Source organism: Achromobacter sp. (assembly GCF_049647645.1).
In the GTDB taxonomy this organism is placed as follows: Bacteria; Pseudomonadota; Gammaproteobacteria; order Burkholderiales; family Burkholderiaceae_B; genus Achromobacter.
In genome coordinates this window covers 1-24,805 of record NZ_JBARYB010000034.1, presented here as the reverse complement: position 1 = coordinate 24,805, position 24,805 = coordinate 1, and the positions used below count along the sequence as shown (strand labels likewise).

Annotated in this window: 19 protein-coding genes; 12 read left to right on the top strand and 7 right to left on the bottom strand. The window is 65.2% G+C overall.

All coding sequences use genetic code 11. The features are described 5' to 3' along the window. The first annotated feature begins 4 nt into the window (after positions 1-4). The 8 genes from WBB14_RS03610 (at position 5) to WBB14_RS03575 (ending at position 7,156) form a co-directional block, all read left to right on the top strand. Positions 5-784 carry a GntR family transcriptional regulator gene (locus tag WBB14_RS03610; protein WP_424238613.1) on the top strand — a complete coding sequence of 260 codons (780 nt, stop codon included), beginning with the start codon at positions 5-7 and terminating at the stop codon, positions 782-784. Positions 785-905: 121 nt separating this feature from the next. After that, positions 906-1,319: a succinate dehydrogenase, cytochrome b556 subunit gene (gene sdhC / locus WBB14_RS03605; RefSeq protein WP_013392307.1), complete on the top strand. Its 414-nt coding sequence runs from the start codon at positions 906-908 to the stop codon at positions 1,317-1,319. After that, positions 1,319-1,702 (top strand): succinate dehydrogenase, hydrophobic membrane anchor protein, encoded by a 384-nt coding sequence (gene sdhD, locus WBB14_RS03600; RefSeq protein ID WP_332012572.1) that lies wholly within the window; start codon positions 1,319-1,321, stop codon positions 1,700-1,702. Before sdhC ends, sdhD begins: the two co-directional genes overlap by 1 nt. 15 nt (positions 1,703-1,717) lie before the next feature. Then, complete coding sequence (gene sdhA, locus WBB14_RS03595; protein WP_424238608.1) at positions 1,718-3,484, top strand: succinate dehydrogenase flavoprotein subunit; 1,767 nt, start codon at positions 1,718-1,720, stop codon at positions 3,482-3,484. Between the two features lie 18 nt (positions 3,485-3,502). Continuing rightward, entirely contained in the window at positions 3,503-4,219 is a 717-nt protein-coding gene (locus WBB14_RS03590; protein WP_013392310.1) for a succinate dehydrogenase iron-sulfur subunit, read from the top strand. 132 nt (positions 4,220-4,351) lie between these two features. Beyond that, positions 4,352-4,612, top strand: a complete 261-nt coding sequence (locus WBB14_RS03585) for a succinate dehydrogenase assembly factor 2 (protein WP_013392311.1) — start codon at positions 4,352-4,354, stop codon at positions 4,610-4,612. Between the two features lie 19 nt (positions 4,613-4,631). Next, on the top strand, positions 4,632-5,942 hold the full coding sequence (locus WBB14_RS03580) for a citrate synthase (protein WP_013392312.1): 1,311 nt from the start codon (positions 4,632-4,634) through the stop codon (positions 5,940-5,942). 80 nt (positions 5,943-6,022) lie between these two features. Further along, positions 6,023-7,156, top strand: a complete 1,134-nt coding sequence (locus WBB14_RS03575) for a hypothetical protein (RefSeq protein ID WP_424238607.1) — start codon at positions 6,023-6,025, stop codon at positions 7,154-7,156. Positions 7,157-7,183: 27 nt separating this feature from the next. Here WBB14_RS03575 and WBB14_RS03570 read toward each other — a convergent pair whose 3' ends face one another. The 3 genes from WBB14_RS03570 to mdeB all read right to left on the bottom strand — a co-directional run bounded on the left by WBB14_RS03570 (position 7,184) and on the right by mdeB (position 12,946). Next, complete coding sequence (locus WBB14_RS03570) at positions 7,184-7,636, bottom strand: DUF2214 family protein (protein WP_424238606.1); 453 nt, start codon at positions 7,634-7,636, stop codon at positions 7,184-7,186. 126 nt (positions 7,637-7,762) lie between these two features. Continuing rightward, positions 7,763-10,060, bottom strand: a complete 2,298-nt coding sequence (locus WBB14_RS03565) for an NADP-dependent malic enzyme (protein WP_424238605.1) — start codon at positions 10,058-10,060, stop codon at positions 7,763-7,765. Positions 10,061-10,264: 204 nt separating this feature from the next. Beyond that, positions 10,265-12,946: an alpha-ketoglutarate dehydrogenase gene (mdeB, locus tag WBB14_RS03560; protein ID WP_424238612.1), complete on the bottom strand. Its 2,682-nt coding sequence runs from the start codon at positions 12,944-12,946 to the stop codon at positions 10,265-10,267. A 224-nt stretch (positions 12,947-13,170) separates the two neighbouring features. On the opposite strand from mdeB, the gene WBB14_RS03555 reads away from it, so the two are divergent. Then, positions 13,171-15,219, top strand: a complete 2,049-nt coding sequence (locus tag WBB14_RS03555; protein ID WP_424238604.1) for an OPT family oligopeptide transporter — start codon at positions 13,171-13,173, stop codon at positions 15,217-15,219. A 31-nt stretch (positions 15,220-15,250) separates the two neighbouring features. Here WBB14_RS03555 and WBB14_RS03550 read toward each other — a convergent pair whose 3' ends face one another. The 4 genes from WBB14_RS03550 to WBB14_RS03535 form a co-directional block, all read right to left on the bottom strand. Further along, complete coding sequence (locus WBB14_RS03550; protein ID WP_424238603.1) at positions 15,251-16,483, bottom strand: M20 family metallopeptidase; 1,233 nt, start codon at positions 16,481-16,483, stop codon at positions 15,251-15,253. Between the two features lie 6 nt (positions 16,484-16,489). Continuing rightward, positions 16,490-18,259 (bottom strand): 2-oxo-4-hydroxy-4-carboxy-5-ureidoimidazoline decarboxylase, encoded by a 1,770-nt coding sequence (gene uraD, locus WBB14_RS03545; protein WP_424238602.1) that lies wholly within the window; start codon positions 18,257-18,259, stop codon positions 16,490-16,492. Between the two features lie 11 nt (positions 18,260-18,270). Further along, complete coding sequence (gene puuE, locus WBB14_RS03540; RefSeq protein ID WP_424238611.1) at positions 18,271-19,215, bottom strand: allantoinase PuuE; 945 nt, start codon at positions 19,213-19,215, stop codon at positions 18,271-18,273. Positions 19,216-19,525: 310 nt separating this feature from the next. Beyond that, entirely contained in the window at positions 19,526-20,542 is a 1,017-nt protein-coding gene (locus WBB14_RS03535; protein WP_424238601.1) for a 1-aminocyclopropane-1-carboxylate deaminase, read from the bottom strand. Positions 20,543-20,724: 182 nt separating this feature from the next. Here WBB14_RS03535 and WBB14_RS03530 point away from each other — a divergent pair, with 182 nt between their 5' ends. The 3 genes from WBB14_RS03530 to WBB14_RS03520 all read left to right on the top strand — a co-directional run. Beyond that, on the top strand, positions 20,725-21,195 hold the full coding sequence (locus WBB14_RS03530; RefSeq protein ID WP_332014382.1) for an Lrp/AsnC family transcriptional regulator: 471 nt from the start codon (positions 20,725-20,727) through the stop codon (positions 21,193-21,195). Positions 21,196-21,523: 328 nt separating this feature from the next. Further along, the gene (locus tag WBB14_RS03525; RefSeq protein WP_424238600.1) at positions 21,524-24,391 is read left to right on the top strand and encodes a 2-oxoglutarate dehydrogenase E1 component; all 2,868 of its coding nucleotides are present in this window, start codon (positions 21,524-21,526) and stop codon (positions 24,389-24,391) included. A gap of 101 nt (positions 24,392-24,492) precedes the next feature. Beyond that, positions 24,493-24,805, top strand: a 313-nt coding sequence (locus WBB14_RS03520; protein WP_424238599.1) for a biotin/lipoyl-containing protein, incomplete at its 3' end; no start/stop codon positions are given.

Sequence of the window (24,805 nt, the reverse complement as noted above, 5' to 3'; positions counted from 1 at the left end):
ATCCATGGCAGAGCCCCGGCCCGAAACCTCCTTACGCATTCGCGCCGCCCGTACGGCGGGCGAGGGGGCCGCTTTCAGTCCGCTCTACCGCCAAATCAAGGATCTGCTTGTCCAGAGCCTGGAACGCGGCGAATGGAAGCCCGGCGAGCTCATCCCCAGCGAAATCGATCTGGCCGCCCGTTTCCAGGTGAGCCAGGGCACGGTGCGCAAGGCGGTCGACGAGCTGGCCGCGGAGCACATGCTGCTGCGCCGCCAGGGCAAGGGCACATTTGTCGCCACCCACCACGAAGCGCGCGTGCGCTACCGCTTCCTGCGCCTGGCCACCGATGACGAAGGCGAGGCCGGCCGGGCCGAAAGCCGCATCCTAGAATGCCGGCGCCTGCGCGCTCCCGCCGAGATCGCGCGCGCCCTGGACCTGCGGGCCGGCGAAACCGTCATCATGATCCGCCGCCTTCTGTCCCTTGGGCAGGCTCCCACCGTCGTGGACGACATCTGGCTGCCCGGTTCCATTTTCCGTGGGCTGACCCTCGAGCTGCTGACCGCCAACAAGGCGCCGCTCTACGGTCTGTTCGAATCCGAATTCGGCGTGAGCATGGTGCGCGCGGACGAAAAGCTGCGCGCGGTGATCGCGCCGGCCGAGGTCTGTCCGCTGCTTAATGTTCCTGCCGGGACGCCGTTGTTGCAGGTGGATAGGGTGTCTTATACGTATGGTGACCGCCCCATGGAAATTCGCCGGGGGTTGTACTTGACCGATCGATACCACTACCGCAATAGTCTGAATTGATGAGCTTTTTAACCACGATTTGATACCGACCCTATCTCTGGGCGAAAATACCGTGTTTGCCCGCAAGGGCCACGGCATTCCCGCCGTAACGATTCCCTAGTTCCGAAACACCGAGGCCGTCATGTCCGACACCGCTGCCAAGCCACGTCCGCAGTTTCGCAATATTGGTATTGCGCAACTCGCCAGCTACCGCCTGCCCCTGGCCGGCAAGCTGTCCATTCTGCACCGCGTCAGCGGCGCGCTGCTGTTCCTCTGTCTTCCCTTGGTCATTCTGCCGTTGTTCGCGGCCAGCGTGGCCGCGCCGCAGACGTTCGCAGCCGTGGCCGCGTACGCCGGCAATCCGATCGTCAAGCTCGTCTTCCTGGTCCTGATCTGGGGCTACCTGCACCACTTCTGTGCCGGCATCCGCTACCTGCTGCTGGACCTGCACATCGGCATCGACAAGCTGTCGGCCAAGAAGAGCGCCGGCGTGGTTTTCGGGGTGAGCCTGGCGCTGACCCTGGTGTTCGCCCTCAAATTGTTCGGAGTGCTGTAATGGCCGACGTGAAAAACTACGGACCCAAGCGTCTGGTCGTGGGCGCCCATTACGGCGTCATGGATTTCATCATCCAGCGCATCACCGCCGTCATCATGGCCGTGTACACGCTGGTGCTGCTGATCGGCATCCTGATGATGCCGTCCTTCACGTACGAGCACTGGACCGCGCTGTTCAACTTCTACGTGGGCGTTCTTCCGGTTGGCCAGATCCTGGCCACCCTTGCATTCATTGCGCTGGCCTGGCATGCCTGGATTGGTGTGCGCGACATCTGGATGGACTACGTCAAGTCGGTGGGCGTGCGCCTGCTGCTGCAAGTGTTGACGATCCTCTGGCTGGTCGGTTCGGTCGTTTACTTCGCGCAAATCCTCTGGAGCATTTAAGCCGTGGTCTCTGTCATGAAATCCTTGCCGCGCCGCCAGTTTGATGTGGTGGTCGTTGGCGCCGGCGGAGCCGGCATGCGTTGTTCGCTGCAACTGTCCCAAGCGGGCCTGTCCGTTGCAGTGCTCTCCAAGGTGTTCCCCACGCGTTCGCACACCGTTGCCGCACAAGGCGGCGTGAGCGCCTCGCTGGGCAACATGAGCGAAGACAACTGGTACTGGCACATGTACGACACCGTCAAGGGTTCGGACTGGCTGGGCGACCAGGACGCCATCGAATTCATGTGCCGCGAAGCGCCGAACGCCGTGTACGAGCTCGAGCACTTCGGCATGCCGTTCGACCGCAACCCCGACGGCACCATCTACCAGCGTCCGTTCGGCGGCCACACCGCCAACTTCGGTGAAAAGCCGGTCCAGCGCGCCTGTGCCGCTGCCGACCGCACCGGCCACGCGCTGCTGCATACCCTCTACCAGCGCAACGTTGCCGCGCGCACCCAGTTCTTCGTCGAATGGATGGCGTTGGACCTGCTGCGCAACGAAGCGGGCGACGTCGTGGGCGTGACCGCCCTCGAAATGGAAACGGGCGAAATCTACATCCTGGAAGCCAAGACCACGGTGCTGGCCACCGGCGGCGCCGGCCGCATCTGGGCCGCTTCCACCAACGCCTTCATCAACACCGGTGACGGCCTGGGCATGGCTGCCCGCGCGGGCATCCCGCTGCAGGACATGGAATTCTGGCAATTCCACCCGACCGGCGTGGCCGGCGCCGGCGTGCTGATCACGGAAGGCGTGCGCGGCGAAGGCGGCATCCTGCTGAACAAGGATGGCGAACGCTTCATGGAGCGCTACGCGCCCACGCTGAAGGATCTGGCCCCGCGCGACTTCGTGTCCCGCTCGATGGACCAGGAAATCAAGGAAGGCCGCGGTTGCGGTCCGGACGGCAGCTACGTGGTCCTCAAGCTGGACCACCTGGGCGCCGACGTGATCAACAAGCGCCTGCCTTCGATCCGCGAAATCGCGATCAAGTTCGGCAACGTCGATCCGATCAAGGAACCGATCCCCGTCGTTCCGACCATCCACTACCAGATGGGCGGCATCCCGGCCAACTACCACGGCCAGGTGCTGTCGCGCGAAAACGGCGAGAACAAGGTCATCAACGGCCTGTACGCCATCGGCGAATGCGCCGCGGTGTCGGTGCACGGCGCCAACCGCCTGGGCACCAACTCGCTGCTGGACCTGATCGTGTTCGGCCGCGCCACCGGCAACCATATCGTCAATTCGCATCCGGAACGCCAGCACGCGCACCAGCCCGTGCCGCAGCAAGCCGTCGAATTCTCGCTGGACCGCGTCAACAAGCTGGAATCGCGCACCTCGGGCGAAAAGACCCAGGACGTCGGCAACGCCATCCGCTTCTCGATGCAGCGCCACTGCGGCGTGTTCCGCACGCTGGAACTGCTGAACGAAGGCGTGACCCAGATCGAAGATCTGGCCAAGCAAGCCGACAACATCTACTTCAAGGACAAGTCCAAGGTGTTCAACACCGCGCGCGTCGAGGCGCTGGAAATGGCGAACATGACTGAAGTGGCCCGTGCCACCATCAAGTCGGCCGCCAACCGCACCGAAAGCCGCGGCGCGCATGCGCTGGACGACCACCCGACGCGCGACGACGAAAACTGGCTGAAGCACACGCTGTGGTACTCCGAAGGCAGCCGCCTGGATTACAAGCCCGTGCAGATGAAGCCGCTGACGGTCGAGTCCTTCCCGCCCAAGGCGCGTACCTTCTAAGTCCGGATTGAGCCCATTATGAGCAACAAGAGAATCGTCAAGTTCGAAATCTACCGCTACGATCCGGACAAGGACGAGCGCCCGTACATGCAGAAGCTGGAAGTCGAACTCCAGCCGACCGACAAGATGCTGCTCGATGCGCTGGTGCGCATCAAGAACGACGTCGATGACAGCCTGGCCCTGCGCCGCTCGTGCCGTGAAGGCGTGTGCGGTTCGGACGCCATGAACATCAACGGCAAGAACGGCCTGGCGTGCACGACCAACCTGCGCGAACTGAAGGAACCCATCGTCCTGCGTCCGCTGCCGGGCTTGCCCGTCATCCGCGACCTGATCGTGGACATGACGCACTTCTTCAACCAGTACCACTCGATCCGCCCGTACCTCATCAACGACACGCCGCCGCCCGAAAAGGAACGCCTGCAGTCGCCCGAGGCGCGCGAAGAGCTGGATGGCCTGTACGAGTGCATTCTGTGCGCGTGCTGTTCCACTTCCTGCCCGTCGTTCTGGTGGAACCCGGACAAGTTCGTCGGCCCGGCCGGCCTGCTGCAAGCCTACCGCTTCATCGCCGACAGCCGCGACGAAGCCACGGGCAGCCGTCTGGACAACCTGGAAGATCCGTACCGCCTGTTCCGTTGCCACACGATCATGAATTGCGTCGACGTCTGTCCCAAGGGACTGAATCCGACCAAGGCGATCGGCAAGATCAAGGAACTGATGGTCCGCCGCACGGTCTAGTTTTAAGCAAGCGCATTTTGCCTCCGGCGGCATTTTTGCCGCCGGGCTGTCCCAAGGCAAAAACGTCCCCTCGGGGGCGGCAAACCCGCGTAACGGGTGTGGCGCTGGGGCTTTTTTTAGGTGTAAGGAAAGATGAGCAAGCTAACTGAATTGGAGCGGGCGCGTTTGCGTTGGCGGGCGCGCCGCGGCTTGCTCGAAAACGACTTGATCATCACCCGGTATCTGGATGCCCACGAGGCTGAGCTTACCGATGATGACGTGGCGGCATTGACGCAGCTTTTCGAGATGGGCGACAACGACCTTCTCGATCTGCTGCTGGCCCGCAAAGAGCTTGAAGGCGCGCTGGACACGCCCAGGCTTCGGAGCATCATTGGCCAGATGCGCGCGCTCTGATTAATTGAGAGGAATGAACATGAACCTGTCTGACAAAAAAGCCACTCTATCCTTCTCGGATGGCAGCGCCCCCATTGAGTTCCCTGTTTACAAGGGTACGGTTGGTCCGGATGTGATCGACATCCGCAAGCTGTACGGCCAGACGGGCATGTTCACGTTTGACCCCGGCTTCATGTCCACCGCTGCCTGCGAATCGGGCATCACGTACATCGACGGCGACAAGGGCGAACTGCTGTACCGCGGCTATCCCATCGAGCAATTGGCCGTCAATTGCGACTTCATGGACATCTGCTACCTGATCCTGAACGGCGAACTGCCCAACAAGGACCAGAAGGCCGACTTCGATTCGCAAGTCACCCATCACACGATGGTGAACGAGCAGCTGCACTTCTTCCTGCGCGGCTTCCGCCGCGACGCGCACCCGATGGCCGTGCTGACGGGTCTGGTCGGCGCGCTGTCCGCGTTCTACCACGACTCCACCGACATCACGAACCCGCAGCATCGCCACATCTCGGCCATCCGCCTGATCGCCAAGATGCCGACGCTGGTCGCGATGGCCTATAAGTACTCGCAAGGCCAGCCCTTCATCTACCCGCAGAACGACCTGTCCTACACGGGCAACTTCCTGCGCATGATGTTCGCCACGCCGTGCGAAGACTACAAGGTCAACGAAGTCGTCGAGCGCGCGCTGGACCGCATCTTCATCCTGCACGCCGACCACGAGCAGAACGCTTCGACCTCGACCGTCCGCCTGTGCGGCTCGTCGGGCACCAATCCGTTCGCCGCCATCTCGGCCGGCGTGGCTTGCCTGTGGGGCCCGGCTCACGGCGGCGCCAACGAAGCTTGCCTGCAGATGCTGGAAGAGCTCCAGGCCAACGGCGGCATCGCCAAGGTCGGCGAGTTCATGGAGAAGGTCAAGGACAAGAACTCGGGCGTGCGCCTGATGGGCTTTGGCCACCGTGTCTACAAGAACTACGACCCGCGCGCCAAGCTGATGCAGGAAACCTGCAAGGAAGTGCTCTCGGCCCTGGGCCTGGAAAACGACCCGCTGTTCAAGCTGGCCATGGAACTGGAACGCATTGCCCTGTCGGATCCGTACTTCGTCCAGCGCAAGCTGTACCCGAACGTGGACTTCTACTCGGGTATCGTCCAGCGCGCCATCGGCATCCCGACCTCGCTGTTCACGGCCATCTTCGCGCTGGCCCGCACGGTGGGCTGGATCGCCCAGTGGAACGAAATGCTGTCGGATCCCGATTACAAGATTGGCCGTCCGCGCCAGCTGTTCACCGGTTCGGTCACGCGCGACGTGCCGCCGATGGACAAGCGTTGATACGCTGTCTGGCCTGAACAAGAAACCGCCTTCGGGCGGTTTTTTGTTGCGCGCTCTCCGTGAGGCAGCGGCGGGAAGATTTGGCGTTTATCATCCTGGCCATGATTCCGATAGCACTGCCTTCCGCCGGCTTCTACCTATTCGTCTCCCTGGGTTTTCTAGCGGGTCTCGCGCTGCTCGGTTGGGCGCTGGTCTTGGCCGTCAGCGCGAGCGCGCGCCGCACGGTGCGCAAGTACTGGAAGACTTCATCATTGGTGTTCCTGGTGCTGGCCATGCCATTCGCGTTCTATGCCTGGGTCCAGACGGTGGTTTGGCAAATCGAGCGGGAGGGCGCTCGTGCTGAGGCTGCCCGCAATGTCACCCTGCAGGAAACGACAACGGTGGGAGGGACTGCCATGCCCGCCGGGACACGTTTGAAACTGCAGGACGAAGGCCAGCTGGAAACCTATCTCGAAGCGGATTTTCCACAGCCGGTGACGATGTACGGGGTACAGGCCTCGAGCGCCCGGCGTTATCTCCACACCGATTACGACAGCGAAACCTACGCCTTGCGGGGCCGCTACCCGCGCAACGTGATCCTGCGCGGCGCGGCGGGTAGCCAGGAGGTGTTGGGTTGGCAGTGCGACGCCACGCAGGACATCGAATTCGAGGTGGCAAGCGACGGCGCGATGAAGGCGTTCGACAAGTGCGTGCTGGGGCCGGGCAACCGGGTCGAGACCGTCGACCTTGCGCCCGGCTCCGTCGTCTATGGCTCGACCGGCACCGTCTACACCGATGGGTCGAGCGACCCGGATCGCTGGCGCATCGAAGTCAAGAACCCGGTAGCGGTGAGAATATTCGGGCTGCCGTTGAGCAAACCCAGGCTATACCTGGACGATGCGCGGCGCCTGTTGCGCGTCAGCGATGCGGAACTGGCCTGCCCGACGCGCTTCGGCGGTGTGAGCTATGCCGCCGGCACCCAGGTCAAGTCGGCGCGCCGCGGTCGCGGCGATGAGCGCGAGCCGTATCCCGGCGTGCTGGTGCTGAGTCCCTGGGACGGCCAGGCCGCCCGGCGCGATGGACAGGCCGACGTGCCCGAGGGCATGTCGGTGATGCATACGCTGGCCGGCGAGGTCGTCGGCGTGGTTAAGAACGACATGGTGGGCGTGTTTCACTTCGCCACCATCATCGTGGGCGACGAGGAGCCCGAGGCGAACCGCGCGTCTTGTCCGTAGGCCGCGCGCGGTCCCGCGGACTCAGCCTTATGCGCCGATGCCGCGCGCCATCAGCACGGCGAACAGCGGCAGGAAGATGAACAGGTGCGATTCGATCATGACCCAGCGGCGGGCGCGCTTGATGTCGGCCGCGGGAGGCACGAAGCCCGGCTGCTGGCGGGACTGCTTGGCCCAGCGCAGGAAGGCCATCGTGGGCGGGATCGAACAGAGGCCGATGATGACGAAGAGCGTGATCTTGGCATGGAACCACGGGTTGCTCATGTAGAACGCGGCGCCTTTGGCGCCCAGCGTCAAGCGCAGCACGCCGGTGATGAGCACGACCACGGCGCTGAGCGCATAAAGGCGGTCATAGATGACCAGGCGCTTGAGGCCGTTGGCGGAGAGGTCCGGCCGCAGCAGCACGGCTTCGGCGGTCAGGACCACCACGAGCAGGAAAATGGCCAGGTAGTGAAACCAGGCATACAAAGCGTCGGACAGCATGTTGACTCCAGAAAGCAAGGTCGAACTTGGTTTTTACCATCCGCGCGGGCCATCGTGGCGGCGTGATCTCCCACAATGAAAAAGAGCGCCCCGAGGGGCGCTCTTTGCCTTAGCGGCGGTCGATCATCAACGACGCTTCTTGGCGGCCTCGGCGGCTTCCTGCTGCGCGTCCACCACGGCCAGCGCCGTCATGTTGACGATGCGGCGCACGGTGGCGCTGGTGGTCAGGATGTGCACGGGGCGAGCCGCGCCCAGCAGGATCGGACCCATCGCGACGCCATTGCTGCCAGTCATCTTCAGCATGTTGTACGTGATGTTGCCGGTGTCCAGCGTGGGCATGACGAGCAGGTTGGCGCGGCCCTTGAGGGTGCTGTCCGGGTAGGCCAGGACGCGGATCTTTTCCGACAGGGCGGCGTCGGCGTGCATTTCGCCGTCGACTTCCAGGTCGGGGGCGCGGTCCTGCACCATCTGGCGCGCGGCAGCCATCTTGCGCGAGGATTCCGTCACGCGGCTGCCGAAGTTGGAGTGCGACAGCAGGGCGATCTTCGGCACCACGCCAAAGCGCAGCATTTCGTCCGCGGCCTGGATGGTGATGCTGGCGACTTCCTCGGCCGTCGGGTTCTCGTTGACGTGGGTGTCGGTGACGAACAGCGTCTGGTCGGGCAGCATCAGCACGTTCAGGGCGGCGTAGGTCTGGCCTTCCTTCTTGCCGATGATTTCGTCGATGTACTTGAGCTGGTTGTCGTACTTGCTGGCCACGCCGCACAGCAGCGCGTCGGCATCGCCGCGGCGCAACAGCATGGCGCCGATCAGCGTGTTGTGCTTGCGGATCATCGCCTTGGCGATGGCCGGCGTCACGCCTTCGCGGCCCTTCAGCTGGTAGTACGCATTCCAGGTTTCGTTGAAGCGGCTGTCGTCTTCCGGATCCACGATCTCGAAGTCCTGGCCGGCCGCGAGGCGCAGGCCGAACTTCTTGATGCGCATTTCGATGACGGACGGGCGGCCGATCAGGATCGGGAACGCAAGCTTTTCATCGGCCACGGTCTGCACCGCGCGCAGCACGCGCTCATCTTCGCCGTCGGCGTAGATGACGCGCTTGGGCGCCTTCTTGGCCTGGGCGAACAGCGGGCGCATCAACTGGCCCGAGTGGTACACGAAGCCCATCAGCTTTTGGCGGTAGGCTTCGATGTCCTCGATGGGGCGGGCGGCCACGCCGGAGTCGGCGGCGGCCTGGGCCACGGCCGGCGCGATCTGGACGATCAGGCGCGGGTCGAAGGGCTTGGGAATGATGTAGTCCGGGCCGAACGACAGTTCCTGGCCGGCGTAGGCGCGGGCCACTTCGTCGTTCTGTTCGGCCTGCGCCAGTTCGGCGATGGCCTTCACGCAAGCCAGCTTCATTTCTTCCGTGATGCGCGAGGCGCCGGCGTCCATGGCGCCGCGGAAGATGAAGGGGAAGCACAGCACGTTGTTGACCTGGTTCGGGTAGTCCGAACGGCCGGTGGCGATGATGCAGTCCGGGCGGGCGGCCTTGGCCACTTCGGGACGGATTTCGGGTTCCGGGTTGGCCAGCGCCAGGATCAGCGGGCTGGCGGCCATGGTCTTGACCATGTCGGCGGTCAGCACGCCGGCGGTCGAGCAGCCCAGGAACACGTCGGCGCCGTTGACCACGTCGGCCAGCGTGCGCGCGTCGGTCTTCTGCGCGTAGCGCTTCTTGTTGACCTCCATGTTTTCATCGCGGCCGTCCCAGATCACGCCGCGCGAGTCCACCACGTAGATGTGCTCGCGCTTGACGCCCAGGTGGACCAGCAGGTCCAGGCAGGCGATGGCGGCGGCGCCGGCGCCCGAGCAGGCCAGCTTGACCTGGCCGATGTCCTTGCCCACGACCTTCAGGCCGTTCAGGATGGCGGCCGACGAAATGATGGCGGTGCCGTGCTGGTCGTCGTGGAAGACGGGGATCTTCATGCGCTCGCGCAGCTTCTTCTCGATGTAGAAGCACTCGGGCGCCTTGATGTCCTCGAGGTTGACGCCGCCCAGCGTGGGCTCCAGCGCCGCGATGATGTCGACCAGCTTGTCAGGGTCGTTTTCGGCGAGTTCGATGTCGAAGACGTCGATGCCGGCGAACTTCTTGAACAGGCAGCCCTTGCCTTCCATCACCGGCTTGGCGGCCAGCGGGCCGATATTGCCCAGGCCCAGCACCGCGGTGCCGTTGGTGATCACGCCCACCAGGTTGCCGCGCGAGGTGTACTTCGAGGCCGCGTCCTCGCCCTGGTCGAAGATGGCCATGCAGGCGGCCGCCACGCCGGGGGAGTAGGCCAGGGACAGGTCGTCCTGGTTGGCCAGGGTCTTGGTCGGGGTGACCGAGATTTTGCCGGGGGTGGGGTAGGCGTGGTAGTCCAACGCCATTTTGGTGAGAGTTTCGTCCATGGGATACAGGCCTTGAGGGCGCTAAATGGAAAGGAAAGCGTGGAGAGGAAAACGGATTGCAAAAGGCGGGCTCGCGGCCCGCCGTATTTTTTTGGAAATGCTTGGGAACACCCGTATTTCAACAGAAAGCACGGGTGCTTGGTTGTTGCGGTGCAGCGAATGGACGATTTTGCGCAAAACCTCGCTGCATCGCGGATTGCAATCCTATAGCTCCCAAGGCGGCGTCTGGCGTGCGCCGGCATTCAAGCGCGCGCGCAACGCCTTGGCGTCTTCCTGGCGGTCCAGGCTGTCCAGCGCGTGCAGCACGATCCAGTCCGCGCTGACCTCGAAGAAGTCGCGCAGTTGGGCGCGGGTGTCGCTGCGGCCGAAGCCGTCGGTGCCTAATGTGCGGTAGGGCGCGGGCACCCAGGCGCGGATCTGCTCAGGCACGGCGCGCACGTAGTCGCTGGCGGCGACGACCGGAGCGTTGCTTGCGGCCAGGCAGTTCCGCACCCAGTCGACGCTGGCAGGCAGGCCCAGCGCGCGCGCGCGTTCGGCTTCGCGGCCGGCGCGCGCCAGCTCGGAGTAGCTGGTGACGCTCCAGACTTCCGCGTCCACGCCGTAATCGGCCTGCAGGCGTTCTGCGGCGAGTTCCGCCTCGCGCAGCATCGGGCCTGCGCCCAGCAGGCGCACCTGGGCCTGCGCGCGGGCGGGCCGCAGGCGGTACATGCCGCGCAGGATGCCCTCGCGCACGTCCTCGCCCGCCGGCATGTCCGGCTGCGCCAGGTTCTCGTTGGTGACGGTCAGGTAGTAGAACTCGTCGCATTGCTCGTCCAGCATGCGGCGCATGCCATGCTCGACGATGACGGCAACCTCGAAGGCGTAGGCCGGGTCATAGGCGCGGCAGTTGGGCACGGTGGCCGCAATGATGTGGCTGGAGCCGTCCTGGTGCTGCAGCCCTTCGCCGCCCAGGGTGGTGCGGCCGGAGGTGGCGCCGATGAGGAAGCCGCGCGTGCGCTGGTCGGCGGCGGCCCAGATCAGGTCGCCGATGCGCTGGAAGCCGAACATCGAGTAATAGATATAGAAGGGCAGCATCGGCAGGCCGTTGACCGAGTAGCTGGTGCCGGCGGCCGTCCACGAGGAAATCGCGCCGGCCTCGGTGATGCCTTCTTCCAGGATCTGGCCATCGCGGGCTTCGCGGTAGTACAGCACCGAGCCGATGTCCTCGGGCTCGTAGAGCTGGCCTTGCGCCGAATAGATGCCGATCTGGCGGAACAGGTTGGCCATGCCGAAAGTGCGCGCCTCGTCCGCCACGATGGGCACGATGCGCGGCCCCACCGTGCCGTCCTTGAGCAGCGCGGTCAGCATGCGCACGATGGCCATGGTGGAGGACATTTCCTTGCCGTCGGCGGCCAGCGCGAAGCGCGCCCAGTGCTCCGCGTCCGGCGGCGCCAGGCGGGGCGCCTCGGTGTTGCGGCGGGGAATGTGGCCGCCCAGCGCGGCGCGGCGCGCCTGCAGGTGGCGCAGTTCGGCGCTGTCTTCGGCTGGGCGGTAGAACTTCAAGGCCAGGCAATCGGCGTCCGAGATCGGCAGCGCGAAGCGGTCGCGGAAGGCCAGCAGGGCCTCGTCGTCCAGCTTCTTCTGCTGGTGCGTGGTCATCTTGCCCTGGCCGGCCGAGCCCATGCCGAAGCCCTTCTTGGTCTGCGCCAGGATCACGGTGGGCTGGCCGCGATGATGGGCCGCGCGGTGGTAGGCCGCATGGATCTTCACCATGTCGTGGCCGCCGCGGTGCAGCCGGTCGATGGCTTCGTCGCTCCAGTCGGCCACCAGCGCGGCCAGCTCGGGGTTCTGATTGAAGAAGTGGGCGCGGTTGAAGGCGCCGTCATTGGCCGCGAAGGTCTGAAACTGTCCGTCCACGGTATTGGCGAAGGCGCGGGCCAGCGCGCCGCCGGTGTCGCGCCGCAGGAGGGCGTCCCAGTCGCTGCCCCAGACCAGCTTGATGACGTTCCAGCCCGCGCCCGCGTACAGCGTTTCCAGTTCGTCGATGATGCGGCCGTTGCCGCGCACCGGGCCGTCCAGCCGCTGCAGGTTGCAGTTGACGACGAAGACCAGGTTGTCGAGTTTTTCGCGCGCGGCCAGCGTCAGCGCGGCGATGGATTCGGGTTCGTCCATTTCGCCGTCGCCGAAGATGCCCCAGACCTTGCGGTCGGCGCCGGGCATGAGCGAGCGGTGTTCAAGGTAGCGCATGAAGCGCGCCTGGTAGATGGCGTTGATGGGGCCGATGCCCATCGAGCCGGTGGGGAACTGCCAGAAGTCCGGCATCAGCCACGGGTGCGGGTACGAGGACAGCCCGCGCAGGCCGCGCGCCGACGCGGTGATCTCCTGGCGGAAATGCGCCAGGTCTTCTTCGCCGAGGAAGCCTTCCAGGTAGGCGCGGGCGTACACGCCGGGCGCCGAGTGCGGCTGCATGTAGACCAGGTCGCCCGGGCCATCCTGGCTTTGCGCGCGGAAGAAGTGGTTGAAGCCCACCTCGAACAGGTCGGCGGCCGAGGCGTAGCTGGCGATGTGGCCGCCCAGCTCGCCGTGCGCCTGGTTGGCGCGCACCACCATGGCCAGCGCGTTCCAGCGGTTGATGCGGGCGATGCGCTCCTCCACGGCCAGATTGCCGGGGAAAGGCGGTTCCTGGTCGGCGGGGATGGTGTTGAGGTAGGCGGTGCGGGTTTGGCTGTTGGCGCGCAGCCCCAGCGACGCGGCATGGCCCAGCAGGTTGTCCAGCACATAGCCTGCTCGGTCGGCGCCTTCCGCCTGGACCAGCGCCTGGAGCGCGTCGCGCCATTCGGCGGTTTCGGCGGGGTCGGCGTCGTGCTGGATATCTTGCCCGGGGCGGGCGGAACTGGCGTCGCGCATGGTCTTGTCGTCTCCTGGTTTGACGTCCATGCTAGACCCTAGCCCCTGGCATGGGTGATCAAAATTTTGGGGAAAATCCCGAAAATTCAGCATAATCTGTTGCAGGTTTTCCGGCTTGCGGCAGCTTCTGCCGAGGATGTGCCAGGCCGCCGCCCGGAGGGTGTGGCCGCAGGGTGGACGCGAAGGCGCTAGAATTCGCGGCTGGCATGATAGGAATTACTGCAATGACCCAACCCATCAGCGTCCCGGCAGAGGTCACGTTGCCCGAACTTACGTTCCGCGGCATCCTCCTGGGCGCAATCATCACTGTCATCTTCACGGCCTCCAACGTCTTTCTCGGACTGAAGGTGGGCCTTACGTTTTCATCGGCCATTCCGGCGGCGGTGATCTCGATGTCCGTCCTGCGGCTGTTCAAGGACGCGAACATCCTCGAAAACAATATGGTGCAGACCCAGGCCTCGGCGGCCGGCACGCTGTCATCCATCATCTTCATCCTGCCGGCCCTGGTCATGATGGGACACTGGCAGGGTTTTCCGTTCTGGCAGACGCTGGGCATCTGCGCGGCGGGCGGCATGCTCGGCGTGATGTTCACCATTCCGCTGCGCCACGTGATGGTGGTGCAAAGCGACCTGCCGTATCCGGAAGGCGTGGCGGCCGCTGAAATCCTGCGGGTGGGCAGCGCCGAACGCGCCCAGGACGAGGCCGAGAGCGATGGACGGACCCCGGCCAAGACGGCCACCGGCATGGGTGACATCGTCGCCGGCGGCGCGGTTGCCGCCGCGGTCAGCTTCGCGGCCAGCGGGTTACGGGTACTGGGCGACAGCGTCAGCGGCTGGTTCGCGCTGGGCGGCGCGGTGTTCCGGCTGCCCATGGGCTTCTCGCTGGCGCTGCTGGGCGCGGGCTACCTGATCGGCATCGTCGCGGGCCTGGCCATGCTGACCGGGCTGATCATTTCCTGGGGCATCGCCGTTCCCATCCTGACCGCCATGGGCGACATGCCCGCGGGCGTGTCGCTGGCCAAGTACGCCACGGGTCTGTGGGCTTCGCAGGTGCGCTTCATCGGCGCCGGCGTGATCGGCGTGGGCGCTATCTGGACGCTGGCCACGCTGTTCATGCCGATGGCGCGCGGCGTCAAGGCGTCGTTCGCGGCCCTGACCAAGGCGGGCGCCGCCCGCGCCGGACGCGCACCGCGCACCGAGCGCGACCTGTCGGCCGGCTGGATTTCGGCGGTCACGCTGGTGTTGGTGGCGGTTCTGGTGGTGACCTTCCAGGTGTTCCTGTCCGGTGCGCCGCTGTCGCCCGCCGCGATCTGGAAGCTGGTGGCCTACGCCGTGCTGTTCGCTTTCGTATTCGGCTTCCTGGTGGCCGCGGCCTGCGGCTACATGGCCGGCCTGGTGGGTTCCTCGACCAGCCCGATCTCGGGCGTGGGCATCGTCGCCATCGTGCTGGTGTCGCTGCTGATGCTGGCGTTGGGCGGCGAACTGCTGGGGGCGGAGAACGGCGTGCAGATGGCGATCGCGCTGGCTATCTTCAGCACTTCGGCGGTGGTGGCGGTGGCCTCCATTTCCAACGACAACCTGCAGGACCTGAAGACCGGCTGGCTGGTGGGCGCGACGCCCTGGCGCCAGCAGGTGGCCCTGCTGATCGGCTGCGTGGCCGGCGCGGCGGTGATTTCGCCGGTGCTGGAGCTGCTCTACAACGCCTACGGCTTTGCCGATGCCATGCCGCGCGAAGGCATGGACCCGGCGCAGGCCTTGTCGGCGCCGCAGGCGACGCTGATGCTGGCGATCGCGCGCGGCATCTTCACGCACCAGCTCAACTGGACCATGATCCTGATCGGCATGGCGGTCGGCGTGGGCCTGATCGTGGTGGACGAGATCATGAAGCGTACCTGCCGCGTGGCCCGGATTCCGGTGCTGGCCGTCGGGATCGGCATCTATCTGCCGCCCACCGTCGCCGCGCCCATCGTGGTCGGCGCGGTCCTGGCCTGGCTGCTGGAGCGTGCCCTGCGCCGCCGCGCGGCCGCCGCCGGCAAGCCCTACGAGCAGTACGCCGACGCGGCCAACCGCCGCGGTGTGCTGATCGCCTCGGGCCTGATCGTGGGCGAAAGCCTGGTCGGCGTGCTGATGGCCGGCATCATCGGCGCGGCCGGCACGGAAGCGCCGCTGGCGATCGCCGGCGCGGGCTTCGAGCACACGGCATCGTTCCTGGGCCTGGCCGTGTTCGTGCTGGTGGCGATCCTGTTCTGGCGCCGGGTGATGAAGCTGGCGTGATGCGCCCGGCCGGACCTGCCGGGCGGCCGCCTCAGGCGGCGTCCAGCAGGTCGGCCAGGGTGCGGGCGATGACTTTGGTGGCGCGCCGCAGGTCTTCCAGGACCACGCGCTCATCGTTGCGCTTGGCGTGCGATTCCAGCACGGTGCGCGGTCCGGCGCCGTAGATCACACCCGGGACGCCCGCTTCGGCGTACAGGCGCACATCGGTATAAAGCGGCGTGCCCATGGCGGCGATAGGCTCGCCGAACAATTCCTCCCCGTGCTTCTGGATGGCCTGCACCAGCGGCTGGCTGCCCGGCAGCGGACGCATGGAGTTGGCCAGCAGCAGGCGCTTGATGTCCACGCTGATGCCGGGTACGGAGGCGGCGGTTTCCTGGATGATGCGGCGGATGTCGGCTTCGACTTCGGCCGCATTCTCTTCGGGGATCATGCGGCGGTCCAGCTTGAATACCACTTTGCCGGGGACCACGTTGGTGTTGGTGCCGCCTTCGATGCGGCCGACGTTCAGGTAGGGGTGGCTGATGCCCGGAACGTCGGAGCAGATCTCCCGGTATCGCGCGTTCTGCGCATACAGCGTGTTCAGGATCGCGACCGCGCCTTGCAGCGCGTCCACCCCGCTGCTGGGGATGGCGGCATGCGCCATCTTGCCGTGCACCGTCACTTCCATCTGCAGGCAGCCGTTGTGCGCGGTGACGACTTCGTAGCTGAAGCCGGCGGCGATCAGCAGGTCCGGCTTGGTCAGCCCTTGCGACAACAGCCAGCCGGGGCCGAGCAGGCCGCCGAACTCCTCGTCGTAGGTGAAGTGCAGTTCGACCGCGCCGCGGCTGGGCCGGGCCACGGCTTCCAGCGCGCGCAGGGCATAGGTGTAGCTGGCGAAGTCGCTCTTGCTGACGGCGGCGGCGCGGCCGTACAGGCTGCCGTTGTCGATGTCGCCGCCGTAGGGATCATGTTCCCAGCCTTCGCCCGGCGGCACCACGTCGCCGTGGGCATTGAGCGCCACGCGCAGGCCGCCCGCGCCGTACTCGCGGCGCACGATGAGGTTGGTGATGGATTGCAGCCCATAGTCCCGAACGGCGTCGGCGGGCACTGGATGGGCTTCGGCCTGCAGGCCGAAGCCTTGCAGTAGTTCTGCCGTGCGTTCGGCGTGAGGGGCGTTGTTGCCGGGGGGCGTGTCGGTCGGCACGCGCACCAGCTCCTGCAGGAAGCGGACTTCCTCGTCAAAGTGGGCGTCAATCCAGGCGTCGAGTCGGGCGTAGGCTGTCATGGTCGGCTATTTGGGGGCGTGGGCAAGGTCGTCGAGCAGGTGCAGGAACGCCTGCACGGCAAGCTGGATGTCGTCGCTGGAGGTGGCTTCGCGCGGGTTGTGGCTGATGCCGGCGTTCTGGCCGCGCACGAACAGCATGGCCTGGGGCATGACCTCGTGCAGCTTCATGGCATCGTGGCCGGCGCCGCTGGGCATGCGATGGACGGGCAGCCCCAGCGCATCGACGGCGCGCTCCCAGCGCTGCTGCCAGGCGGGATCGCTGGGGGCGGCGGCGGCGCGCATGGTTTCTTCCAGGGTGTAGCGCAGTCCGCGGCGCTGGCAGACGGCTTCGAGCTCGGCCAGCACGTCGTCCGCCAGCGCATCGCGCTGCGGGTCGCTGGGCGCGCGCAGGTCCAGGCTGAAGCGGCATTCGCCCGGCACCACGTTGATCGACCCGCCGGGCACTTCCAGCATGCCTATGGTGCCCACCGAGTCGCCATCGCGGGCGGCGCGCTGCTCCACGTACAAGGCCAGTTCGGCGGTGGCGGTGGCCGCGTCGCGGCGGCGGTTCATGGGCGTGGTGCCGGCATGGCAGGCCAGGCCGTTGATTCGCACCTGGTAGCGCACGCAGCCGTTGATCGACGTGACCACGGCCAGCGGCAGCCCCATTTCGTAGAGCACCGGCCCTTGTTCGATATGGACTTCGACGAAGCCCAGGTAGCGCGCGGGATCGCGTTTCAACTTGGGGATGTCCTCGCTGCGCAGGCCGGCTTGCGCCATGGCGTCACGCATGCTGATGCCATCGGCGTCCTGCTGGTCCAGCCATTCGGGCTTGAAGTCGCCGATCAGCGCGCCCGACCCCAGGAAGGTGGCGCGGTAGCGCTGGCCTTCCTCTTCCGCGAAGCCTATGACTTCCAGGTGATAGGGCAGGCGTTTGCCCTGGCGGTGCAGTTCGCGCACGCAGGCCATCGGCACGAAGATGCCCAGGCGGCCGTCATACTTGCCGGCGTTGCGCACCGTGTCGTAATGGCTGCCGGTCATCAGGGTGGGGGCGTCGGGGATGGTAGCGAGATAGCGGCCGACCACGTTGCCCACGGCGTCGAAGCCGACCTCGTCGAAGCCGCAGTCGCGCATCCATTGCGACAACAGTCCGGCGCAGGCGCGGTGGGCTGCGGTCAGGTAGGTGACGGTGAGCAGACCTTTTTCGGCATAGCCGGGATCGCTGTGGGCGGCCAGTTGCTCGCTCCAGTCCCAGATGTCGTTGCCCAGGGCGGGCTCGGCGTCGTAGCGGTCGCGCAGGCGGATTTCGGCGATGCGGTGCAGCTGCTGCTGGGCCTCTTCGAACTCGAGGTCGGGCGGGTTGTCCAGGCGGCGGGCGAATTCGTCCATCACCTGCTGGCGCGTCATGCCGGCGCCGCGCGCGCCGCGCACGGCGAGGACAAAGGGGAAGCCGAACCGGGTCTTGTAGGCGGCGTTCAATTCTTGCAGGCGCGCCATTTCGGCGGGCGTGCAGTCGGCCAGTCCAGCTAGGTCCTGCTCGCGTGCGGAATCCGCACCCAGGGGCGCGTCTGGCTGGGCGGCCAGTTCAGGGTGGGCGCGCAGCAGCGCTGTCCGGGCCTCGGCATCGCCTTCGCTTGCGGCCTGGCGCAGGCGCTGCCCCAGATCGGCCACCGAGCGGAACGGCCGGTGGGCAAGCGCGCGCTCGGCGATCCAGGGCGCGTGCCCGTACAGGCCGTCAAGCATGGCGGCGGCGTCCGTGGGCGTCGCCGCATTGAGTTGGGCTAGGGATTGGGCCATGGCCGTCCTGTTCAGGCGTTGGGGATATAGGGATGCGCCGCTTGCCAGTGGCGCGCGATGTCGAGCCGCCGGCATACCCAGACGCGGTCGTGGCTGGCGATGTGGTCCAGGAAGCGCTGCAGCGCCGTGATGCGGCCGGGCCGGCCCAGCAGGCGGCAATGCATGCCGATGCTCATCATCTTGGGCGCCTCGTCGCCTTCGGCATAGAGCGCGTCGAAGCTGTCCTTCAGGTATTGGAAGAAGGGATCGGCATGCGAATAGCCCTGCGGCAACGCAAAGCGCATGTCGTTGCAGTCCAGCGTATAAGGCACGATCAGCTGCGGCACGATGCTGCCATCCGTTTTCTGCACGCGCATCCAGAAGGGCAGGTCATCACCGTAGTAATCGCTGTCGTACTCGAAGCCGCCGTAGTCGGCGACCAGGCGCCGGGTGCGCGGGCTGTCGCGGCCGGTGTACCAGCCCAGCGGACGGCTGCCGGTCAATTGCGTGATGGCATCCATGGCCAGGCGCATATGCTCGCGTTCGGTGGCTTCGTCGATATGCTGGTAGTGAATCCAGCGCCAGCCGTGGCAGGCGATCTCGTGTCCCAGGTCAACCAAGGCCGCGCTCAGTTCGGGGTGGCGCTGCAAGGCCATGCCGACGCCGAAAACCGTCAGCGGCAGTCCGCGCTTTTCAAATTCCCGCAGGATGCGCCAGACACCCGCGCGCGAACCGTACTCGTAGATGCCTTCCATGCTGAGATGGCGCTCGGGATAGCTGGCGGGATTGAACATTTCCGACAGGAACTGCTCGGACCCGGCGTCGCCATGCAGCACGCTGTTCTCGCCGCCTTCCTCGTAATTCAGGACGAACTGCACCGCGATGCGGGCCTGGCCCGGCCAATGGGCGTGAGGCGGATTGCGGCCGTAGCCGATCAGGTCGCGGGGGTAGGGGAGCGTGGAATCGTAGGCGGTCATGAACAGGCGGACGGAGTGCGCCGGCGCCGGGCGGCCGGGCATGGGTTGGCGGACGACTTCCTGATGAGCAGCACCATAGCCGGAAATCCTAGTTTTGTATACAAACTATGTACATGATTTTTCCGTAGTTGAAACCGTGCCACGGGAAAAGTGCAGGCAGGAAAAAGCCCAGCCGGCGGATACGCCGGCTGGGCTGCGCTTCCTGCATCCATCATGGGCGCGGACGGCCGGGGCTGGCAAGCCCTGCCATTCGAGGCCGGCCCGTCAGCGCAGGTCGCCGCAAGGCCAGGCGAAAGCGCCGTAGGCGCCCTTATCCGTTGCGGTAGAGAAAGCTGTAGGCGTTGATCGCCGGCACCCCTCCCAGGTGCGCATACAGAACCCGCGAGCCTGCGGGAATCTCGCCGCGGCGGATGATGTCCATCATGCCCTGCATGGATTTTCCTTCGTAGACCGGGTCGGTCATCATGCCCTCGAGCCGGGCGCAGAGACGGATGGCTTCGTTGGTCTCGGCCGACGGCAGGCCGTAGGCCGGGTAGGCGTAGCGGGTGTCCAGCACCACGTCGCGTTCCTCGATGGCTTTCCCCAGCCCGACCATGTCGGCGGTGCGCCGCGCGATGCGCAGGACCTGCGCCCGGGTCTGCTCGGGCGTGCCCGAGGCATCGATGCCGATGACGCGGTCGGCGCGCCCATCGGCCGCAAAGCCCACCACCATGCCGGCCTGTGTGCTGCCCGTGACCGCGCAAACGACGACGTAGTCGAACTTGAACCCCAGCTCTGCTTCCTGGCGCCGCACTTCCTCGGCGAAGCCGACGTAGCCCAGGCCGCCCAGTTCATGGTCCGATGCGCCGGCCGGAATGGCATAGGGCTTGCCGCCGCGCTTGCGGACGTCCTCCAGGGCCTCTTCCCAGCTGCGCCGGAAGCCGATGTCGAAACCCTGATCCACCAGGCGGACATCGGCGCCCATCAGGCGGCTCATCATGATGTTGCCGACCCGGTCGTAGACCGCGTCCGAATAGTCCACCCAGTTCTCCTGCACCAGCACGCAGGCCAGTCCCAGCTTTGCGGCTACCGCGGCCACCATGCGGGTGTGGTTGGACTGGATGCCGCCGATGGTGACCAGCGTGTCGCAACCCTGTTGCAGCGCCTGCGGGATCAGGTACTCCAGCTTGCGCAGCTTGTTGCCGCCGAACGCAAGGCCGCTGTTGCAGTCTTCGCGCTTGGCGTAGATCTCGACCTTGCCGCCCAGGTGCGCGGACAAGCGGTCGAGCTTTTCGATGGGGGTGTCGCCGAAGGTCAGGCGATGGCGGGGAAAGCGCTGCAGATCCATGGGGGGCTCCTGTGACGGCCGCGGTTGGCGCGGATGGAAAAATCATAGGAATTGCCTGGACATGTCGTCAATTGTGTATTTTTATGATTTATAGAATTTAAAATTTATCAAATTGAATAGATGGTATTTATTATTTGAGGTAAAAAACCAAGAGCGAAATTTAATTTTCAGGGACGTATTAAATGGCAGCCATTTCCAGCCTGGATCGCATCGACCGCCACATCCTGCGCGCGCTGCAGCAGGATGCGCAGATCACCAACCTGGAATTGAGCGCGCGGGTCCACCTCAGCCCGGCGGCCTGCCTGCGGCGCGTGGAAAAGCTCAAGAGCGAGGGCATCATTCGGAAAACCGTGGCCCTGCTGGAGCCCGCCGAGGTCGACATGGCCACCCTGGTCATTGTCGGGGTGGTGCTGGATCGTTCCACCCCCGAGTCCTTCACCGACTTCGAAGCCGCGGCGCGCGGCATCAGCGGCTGCCTGGAATGCCATCTGGTGGCGGGGGAATTCGACTACTTCCTGATGCTGCGCATACGCGATCTGGAACGCTTCAACAAGCTGCATGCGGGTGAGATCATCAAGCTTCCCGGCGTACGCCAGATCCGCACCTTCTTTGTGCTGAAAGAGATCATGTCCACGACCGAATTGCCGGTCTAAGCGAGGCTAATGCGCAACACTGGCATTTCGGTCAGTGAAAATGATGCGATGCGGCATTTTTTGTTGACGGAACTTGATGGCGCGTAGACGGCGCAATGGACGGGGTTCGCTGGACATTCCAATGCTGCATGACGGCATTCCGAATACGCTTTTGCGTCACGCAAACGCAAGAAGACGTCCCTAAACTCAAAGCGCTATACTCTTATCCCATACGGCTTTTAAGGCTTGTACGCGCCTTCTGCCCCTGCTATCCGCTTAACGGGAAGCCCGTGTCGCGGAAGGTTTTCCTGCATCGTGTCGAGTGAAGCACTCGTAAAGGTGAAGCGATATGTCTTCGGAAATAGAATCTCTATCCACGTCTTATCTCTTTGGGGGTAACGCCCCTTATGTTGAGGAGCTTTACGAAGCCTACCTCGACAATCCCGGTTCGGTACCTGACAACTGGCGCGAATACTTCGACCAGTTGCAACACGCTCCCGCAACCGACGGCCAGGAATCCACCCGCGACCAGGCCCACGCTCCCATCGTCGAATCGTTCGCCCAGCGCGCCAAGGCCAATGCCTTCGTGCAACGCGCCGCCGAACCCGACCTGAGCGTCGCCAGCAAGCAGGTTTCGGTGCAGTCGCTGATCGCGGCCTATCGCTCGCTGGGTTCGCGCTGGGCCGATCTGGATCCGCTCAAGCGCCAGGAACGTCCCCCGATCCCCGAACTCGATCCGGCCTTCTACGGCCTGACCGAAGCCGACCTGGATCAAACCTACTCGGCCACCAACACCTACTTCACGACCGCCAGCACCATGACGCTGCGCGACATCCTGAAGGCGCTGCGCGACACGTATTGCCGCAGCATCGGTGCCGAATTCACGCACATCTCCGACCCCGCCGCCAAGCGCTGGATCCAGGAACGCCTGGAAACCACCCTGGGCGCGCCCGCCTATTCGGCCGAAGAAAAGCGCCACATCCTGCAGCAGCTGACCGAGTCCGAAGGCCTCGAGCGCTTCCTGCACACCAAGTACGTCGGCCAGAAGCGCTTCTCGCTGGAAGGCGGCGAAAGCTTCATCGCCTCGATGGACGAAGTGGTGAACCACGCCGGTGAAAACGGCGTCCAGGAAATCGTGGTCGGCATGGCCCACCGCGGCCGCCTGAACCTGCTCGTGAACATCATGGGCAAGATGCCCGGCGACCTGTTCGCCGAGTTCGAAGGCAAGCACGCCGAAGGCCTGACCGACGGCGACGTGAAGTACCACAACGGCTTCTCCAGCGACCTGTCCACCCGTGGCGGCCCGGTCCACCTGTCGCTCGCGTTCAACCCGTCCCACCTGGAAATCGTCAACCCCGTGGTCGAAGGCAGCGTGCGCGCCCGCCAGGAACGCCGCGGTGACGCCGAAGGCAAGCAAGTGTTGCCGGTGCTGGTGCACGGCGACGCGGCCTTCGCTGGCCAGGGCGTGGTCATGGAAACCCTGAACCTGGCGCAGACCCGCGGCTACGGCACGGGCGGCACGCTGCACATCGTCATCAATAACCAGATCGGCTTCACCACGTCCGACCCGCGCGACTCGCGTTCGACGCTGTATTGCACCGACGTGGTCAAGATGATCGAAGCCCCGGTGTTCCACGTCAACGGCGACGATCCCGAAGCCGTGGTGTTCGTCACCAAGCTGGCGCTGGATTACCGCCTGCAGTTCCGCCACGACATCGTCGTGGACATCGTCTGCTTCCGCAAGCTGGGTCACAACGAGCAAGACACCCCGTCGCTGACGCAGCCCCTGATGTACAAGCGCATTGGCCACCACCCCGGCACGCGCAAGCTGTACGCCGACAAGCTGACCACGCAAGGCGTGCTGGCCGAAGGCGAAGCCGACCAACTGGTGAAGGACTATCGCCAATTGATGGAAGACGGCCAGCGCACCATCGAACCGGTGCTGACCGACTACAAGAGCAAGTACGCCATCGACTGGTCGCCGTTCCTGGGCGCCAAGTGGACCGACCAGGCCGACACCGCCGTGCCGTTGGCCGAGCTCAAGCGCATCGGCGAACGCATCACGTCCGTGCCGGAAGGCTTCACGGTGCACCCGCTGGTCGCCAAGCTGCTGAACGACCGCCGCACCATGGCCAAGGGCGAACTGAACCTGGACTGGGGCATGGGCGAACACCTCGCCTTCGCCACCCTGGTGTCCTCGGGCTACGCCATCCGCATCACCGGCCAGGACTCGGGCCGTGGCACGTTCACGCACCGCCACGCCGTGCTGCACGACCAGAACCGCGAGCGCTGGAACGACGGCACCTACATTCCGCTGCAGAACGTCTCGGAAGGCCAGGCTCCGTTCACCGTCATCGACTCCGTGCTGTCCGAAGAGGCGGTGCTGGCGTTTGAATACGGCTACTCCAGCGCCGAGCCCAACACGCTGACCATCTGGGAAGGCCAGTTCGGCGACTTCGTCAACGGCGCCCAGGTCGTGATCGACCAGTTCATCAGCTCCGGCGAAGCCAAGTGGGGCCGCCAGTCGGGCCTGACCCTGATGCTGCCGCACGGCTACGAAGGCCAGGGTCCCGAGCACTCCTCGGGCCGCATCGAGCGCTTCCTGCAGCTGTGCGCCGACAACAACATGCAAGTGGTCCAGCCGACCTCCGCGTCGCAGATCTTCCACGTGTTGCGTCGCCAGATGATCCGTCCGTTCCGCAAGCCGCTGGTGCTGTTCACGCCCAAGTCGCTGCTGCGCAACAAGGACGCCGGCTCCCCCCTGACTGATCTGGCAGGCGGCAGCTTCCGTCCGGTCATCGGCGAGGTCGACGAGGCCATCGACGCCAGCAAGGTCAAGCGCGTGCTGGCTTGCTCGGGCAAGGTCTACTACGATCTGGTCAACGCCCGCCGCGAGCGTGGCGCCGACAACGTGGCGATCATCCGCGTCGAACAGCTGTATCCGTTCGCGCACAAGTCGTTCGAAACGGAACTGCGCAAGTACCCGAAGGCAACCGAAGTGATCTGGGTTCAGGACGAACCGCAGAACCAAGGCGCCTGGTTCTACGTTCAGCATCATGTGTACGAAAACATGGTCGAAGGCCAGAAGCTGGGCTATGCCGGCCGCGCCGCGTCGGCATCGCCGGCCGTGGGCTACCTGGCCAAGCACCAGGAGCAGCAGAAGGCCCTGATCGAAACGGCTTTCGCGCCCAAGTTCAAGGTCATGTTGACGAAGTAACACGCGCTTGATGCACGCGCCGCGCGTGCAGGTTTCCGGAATTCGATTTCGAAGCCTGCCGCGCAGCGCGACCAGAACACAAACTTTACGGAACAAACAAAATGGCTATTACCGACGTCGTCGTCCCCCAACTCTCCGAATCCGTCTCCGAAGCGACGCTGCTGACCTGGAAGAAGCAGCCTGGCGCTGCCGTTGAAGCGGACGAAATCCTGATCGAAGTCGAAACCGACAAGGTCGTGCTGGAAGTGCCGGCTCCGGCCTCGGGCGTGCTGGCTGAAATCGTCAAGGGCGACGGCAGCACCGTCACCTCGGGCGAAGTGCTGGCCCGCATCGACACCGCCGGCAAGGCCGCCGTCGCTGCCGCCGCACCCGCCGCCGAGGCCCCCAAGGCCGCTGAACAAGCCGCTGCCGCCC

Bases quoted from the DNA above. Each gene is read 5' to 3' on its own strand.
- WBB14_RS03610 (WP_424238613.1), top strand. From the start codon at position 5: ATGGCAGAGCCCCGGCCCGAAACCTCCTTACGCATTCGCGCCGCCCGT.
- sdhC (WP_013392307.1), top strand. From the start codon at position 906: ATGTCCGACACCGCTGCCAAGCCACGTCCGCAGTTTCGCAATATTGGT.
- sdhD (WP_332012572.1), top strand. From the start codon at position 1,319: ATGGCCGACGTGAAAAACTACGGACCCAAGCGTCTGGTCGTGGGCGCC.
- sdhA (WP_424238608.1), top strand. From the start codon at position 1,718: ATGAAATCCTTGCCGCGCCGCCAGTTTGATGTGGTGGTCGTTGGCGCC.
- WBB14_RS03590 (WP_013392310.1), top strand. From the start codon at position 3,503: ATGAGCAACAAGAGAATCGTCAAGTTCGAAATCTACCGCTACGATCCG.
- WBB14_RS03585 (WP_013392311.1), top strand. From the start codon at position 4,352: ATGAGCAAGCTAACTGAATTGGAGCGGGCGCGTTTGCGTTGGCGGGCG.
- WBB14_RS03580 (WP_013392312.1), top strand. From the start codon at position 4,632: ATGAACCTGTCTGACAAAAAAGCCACTCTATCCTTCTCGGATGGCAGC.
- WBB14_RS03570 (WP_424238606.1), bottom strand. From the start codon at position 7,636: ATGCTGTCCGACGCTTTGTATGCCTGGTTTCACTACCTGGCCATTTTC.
- WBB14_RS03565 (WP_424238605.1), bottom strand. From the start codon at position 10,060: ATGGACGAAACTCTCACCAAAATGGCGTTGGACTACCACGCCTACCCC.
- mdeB (WP_424238612.1), bottom strand. From the start codon at position 12,946: ATGCGCGACGCCAGTTCCGCCCGCCCCGGGCAAGATATCCAGCACGAC.
- WBB14_RS03555 (WP_424238604.1), top strand. From the start codon at position 13,171: ATGACCCAACCCATCAGCGTCCCGGCAGAGGTCACGTTGCCCGAACTT.
- WBB14_RS03550 (WP_424238603.1), bottom strand. From the start codon at position 16,483: ATGACAGCCTACGCCCGACTCGACGCCTGGATTGACGCCCACTTTGAC.
- uraD (WP_424238602.1), bottom strand. From the start codon at position 18,259: ATGGCCCAATCCCTAGCCCAACTCAATGCGGCGACGCCCACGGACGCC.
- puuE (WP_424238611.1), bottom strand. From the start codon at position 19,215: ATGACCGCCTACGATTCCACGCTCCCCTACCCCCGCGACCTGATCGGC.
- WBB14_RS03535 (WP_424238601.1), bottom strand. From the start codon at position 20,542: ATGGATCTGCAGCGCTTTCCCCGCCATCGCCTGACCTTCGGCGACACC.
- WBB14_RS03530 (WP_332014382.1), top strand. From the start codon at position 20,725: ATGGCAGCCATTTCCAGCCTGGATCGCATCGACCGCCACATCCTGCGC.
- WBB14_RS03525 (WP_424238600.1), top strand. From the start codon at position 21,524: ATGTCTTCGGAAATAGAATCTCTATCCACGTCTTATCTCTTTGGGGGT.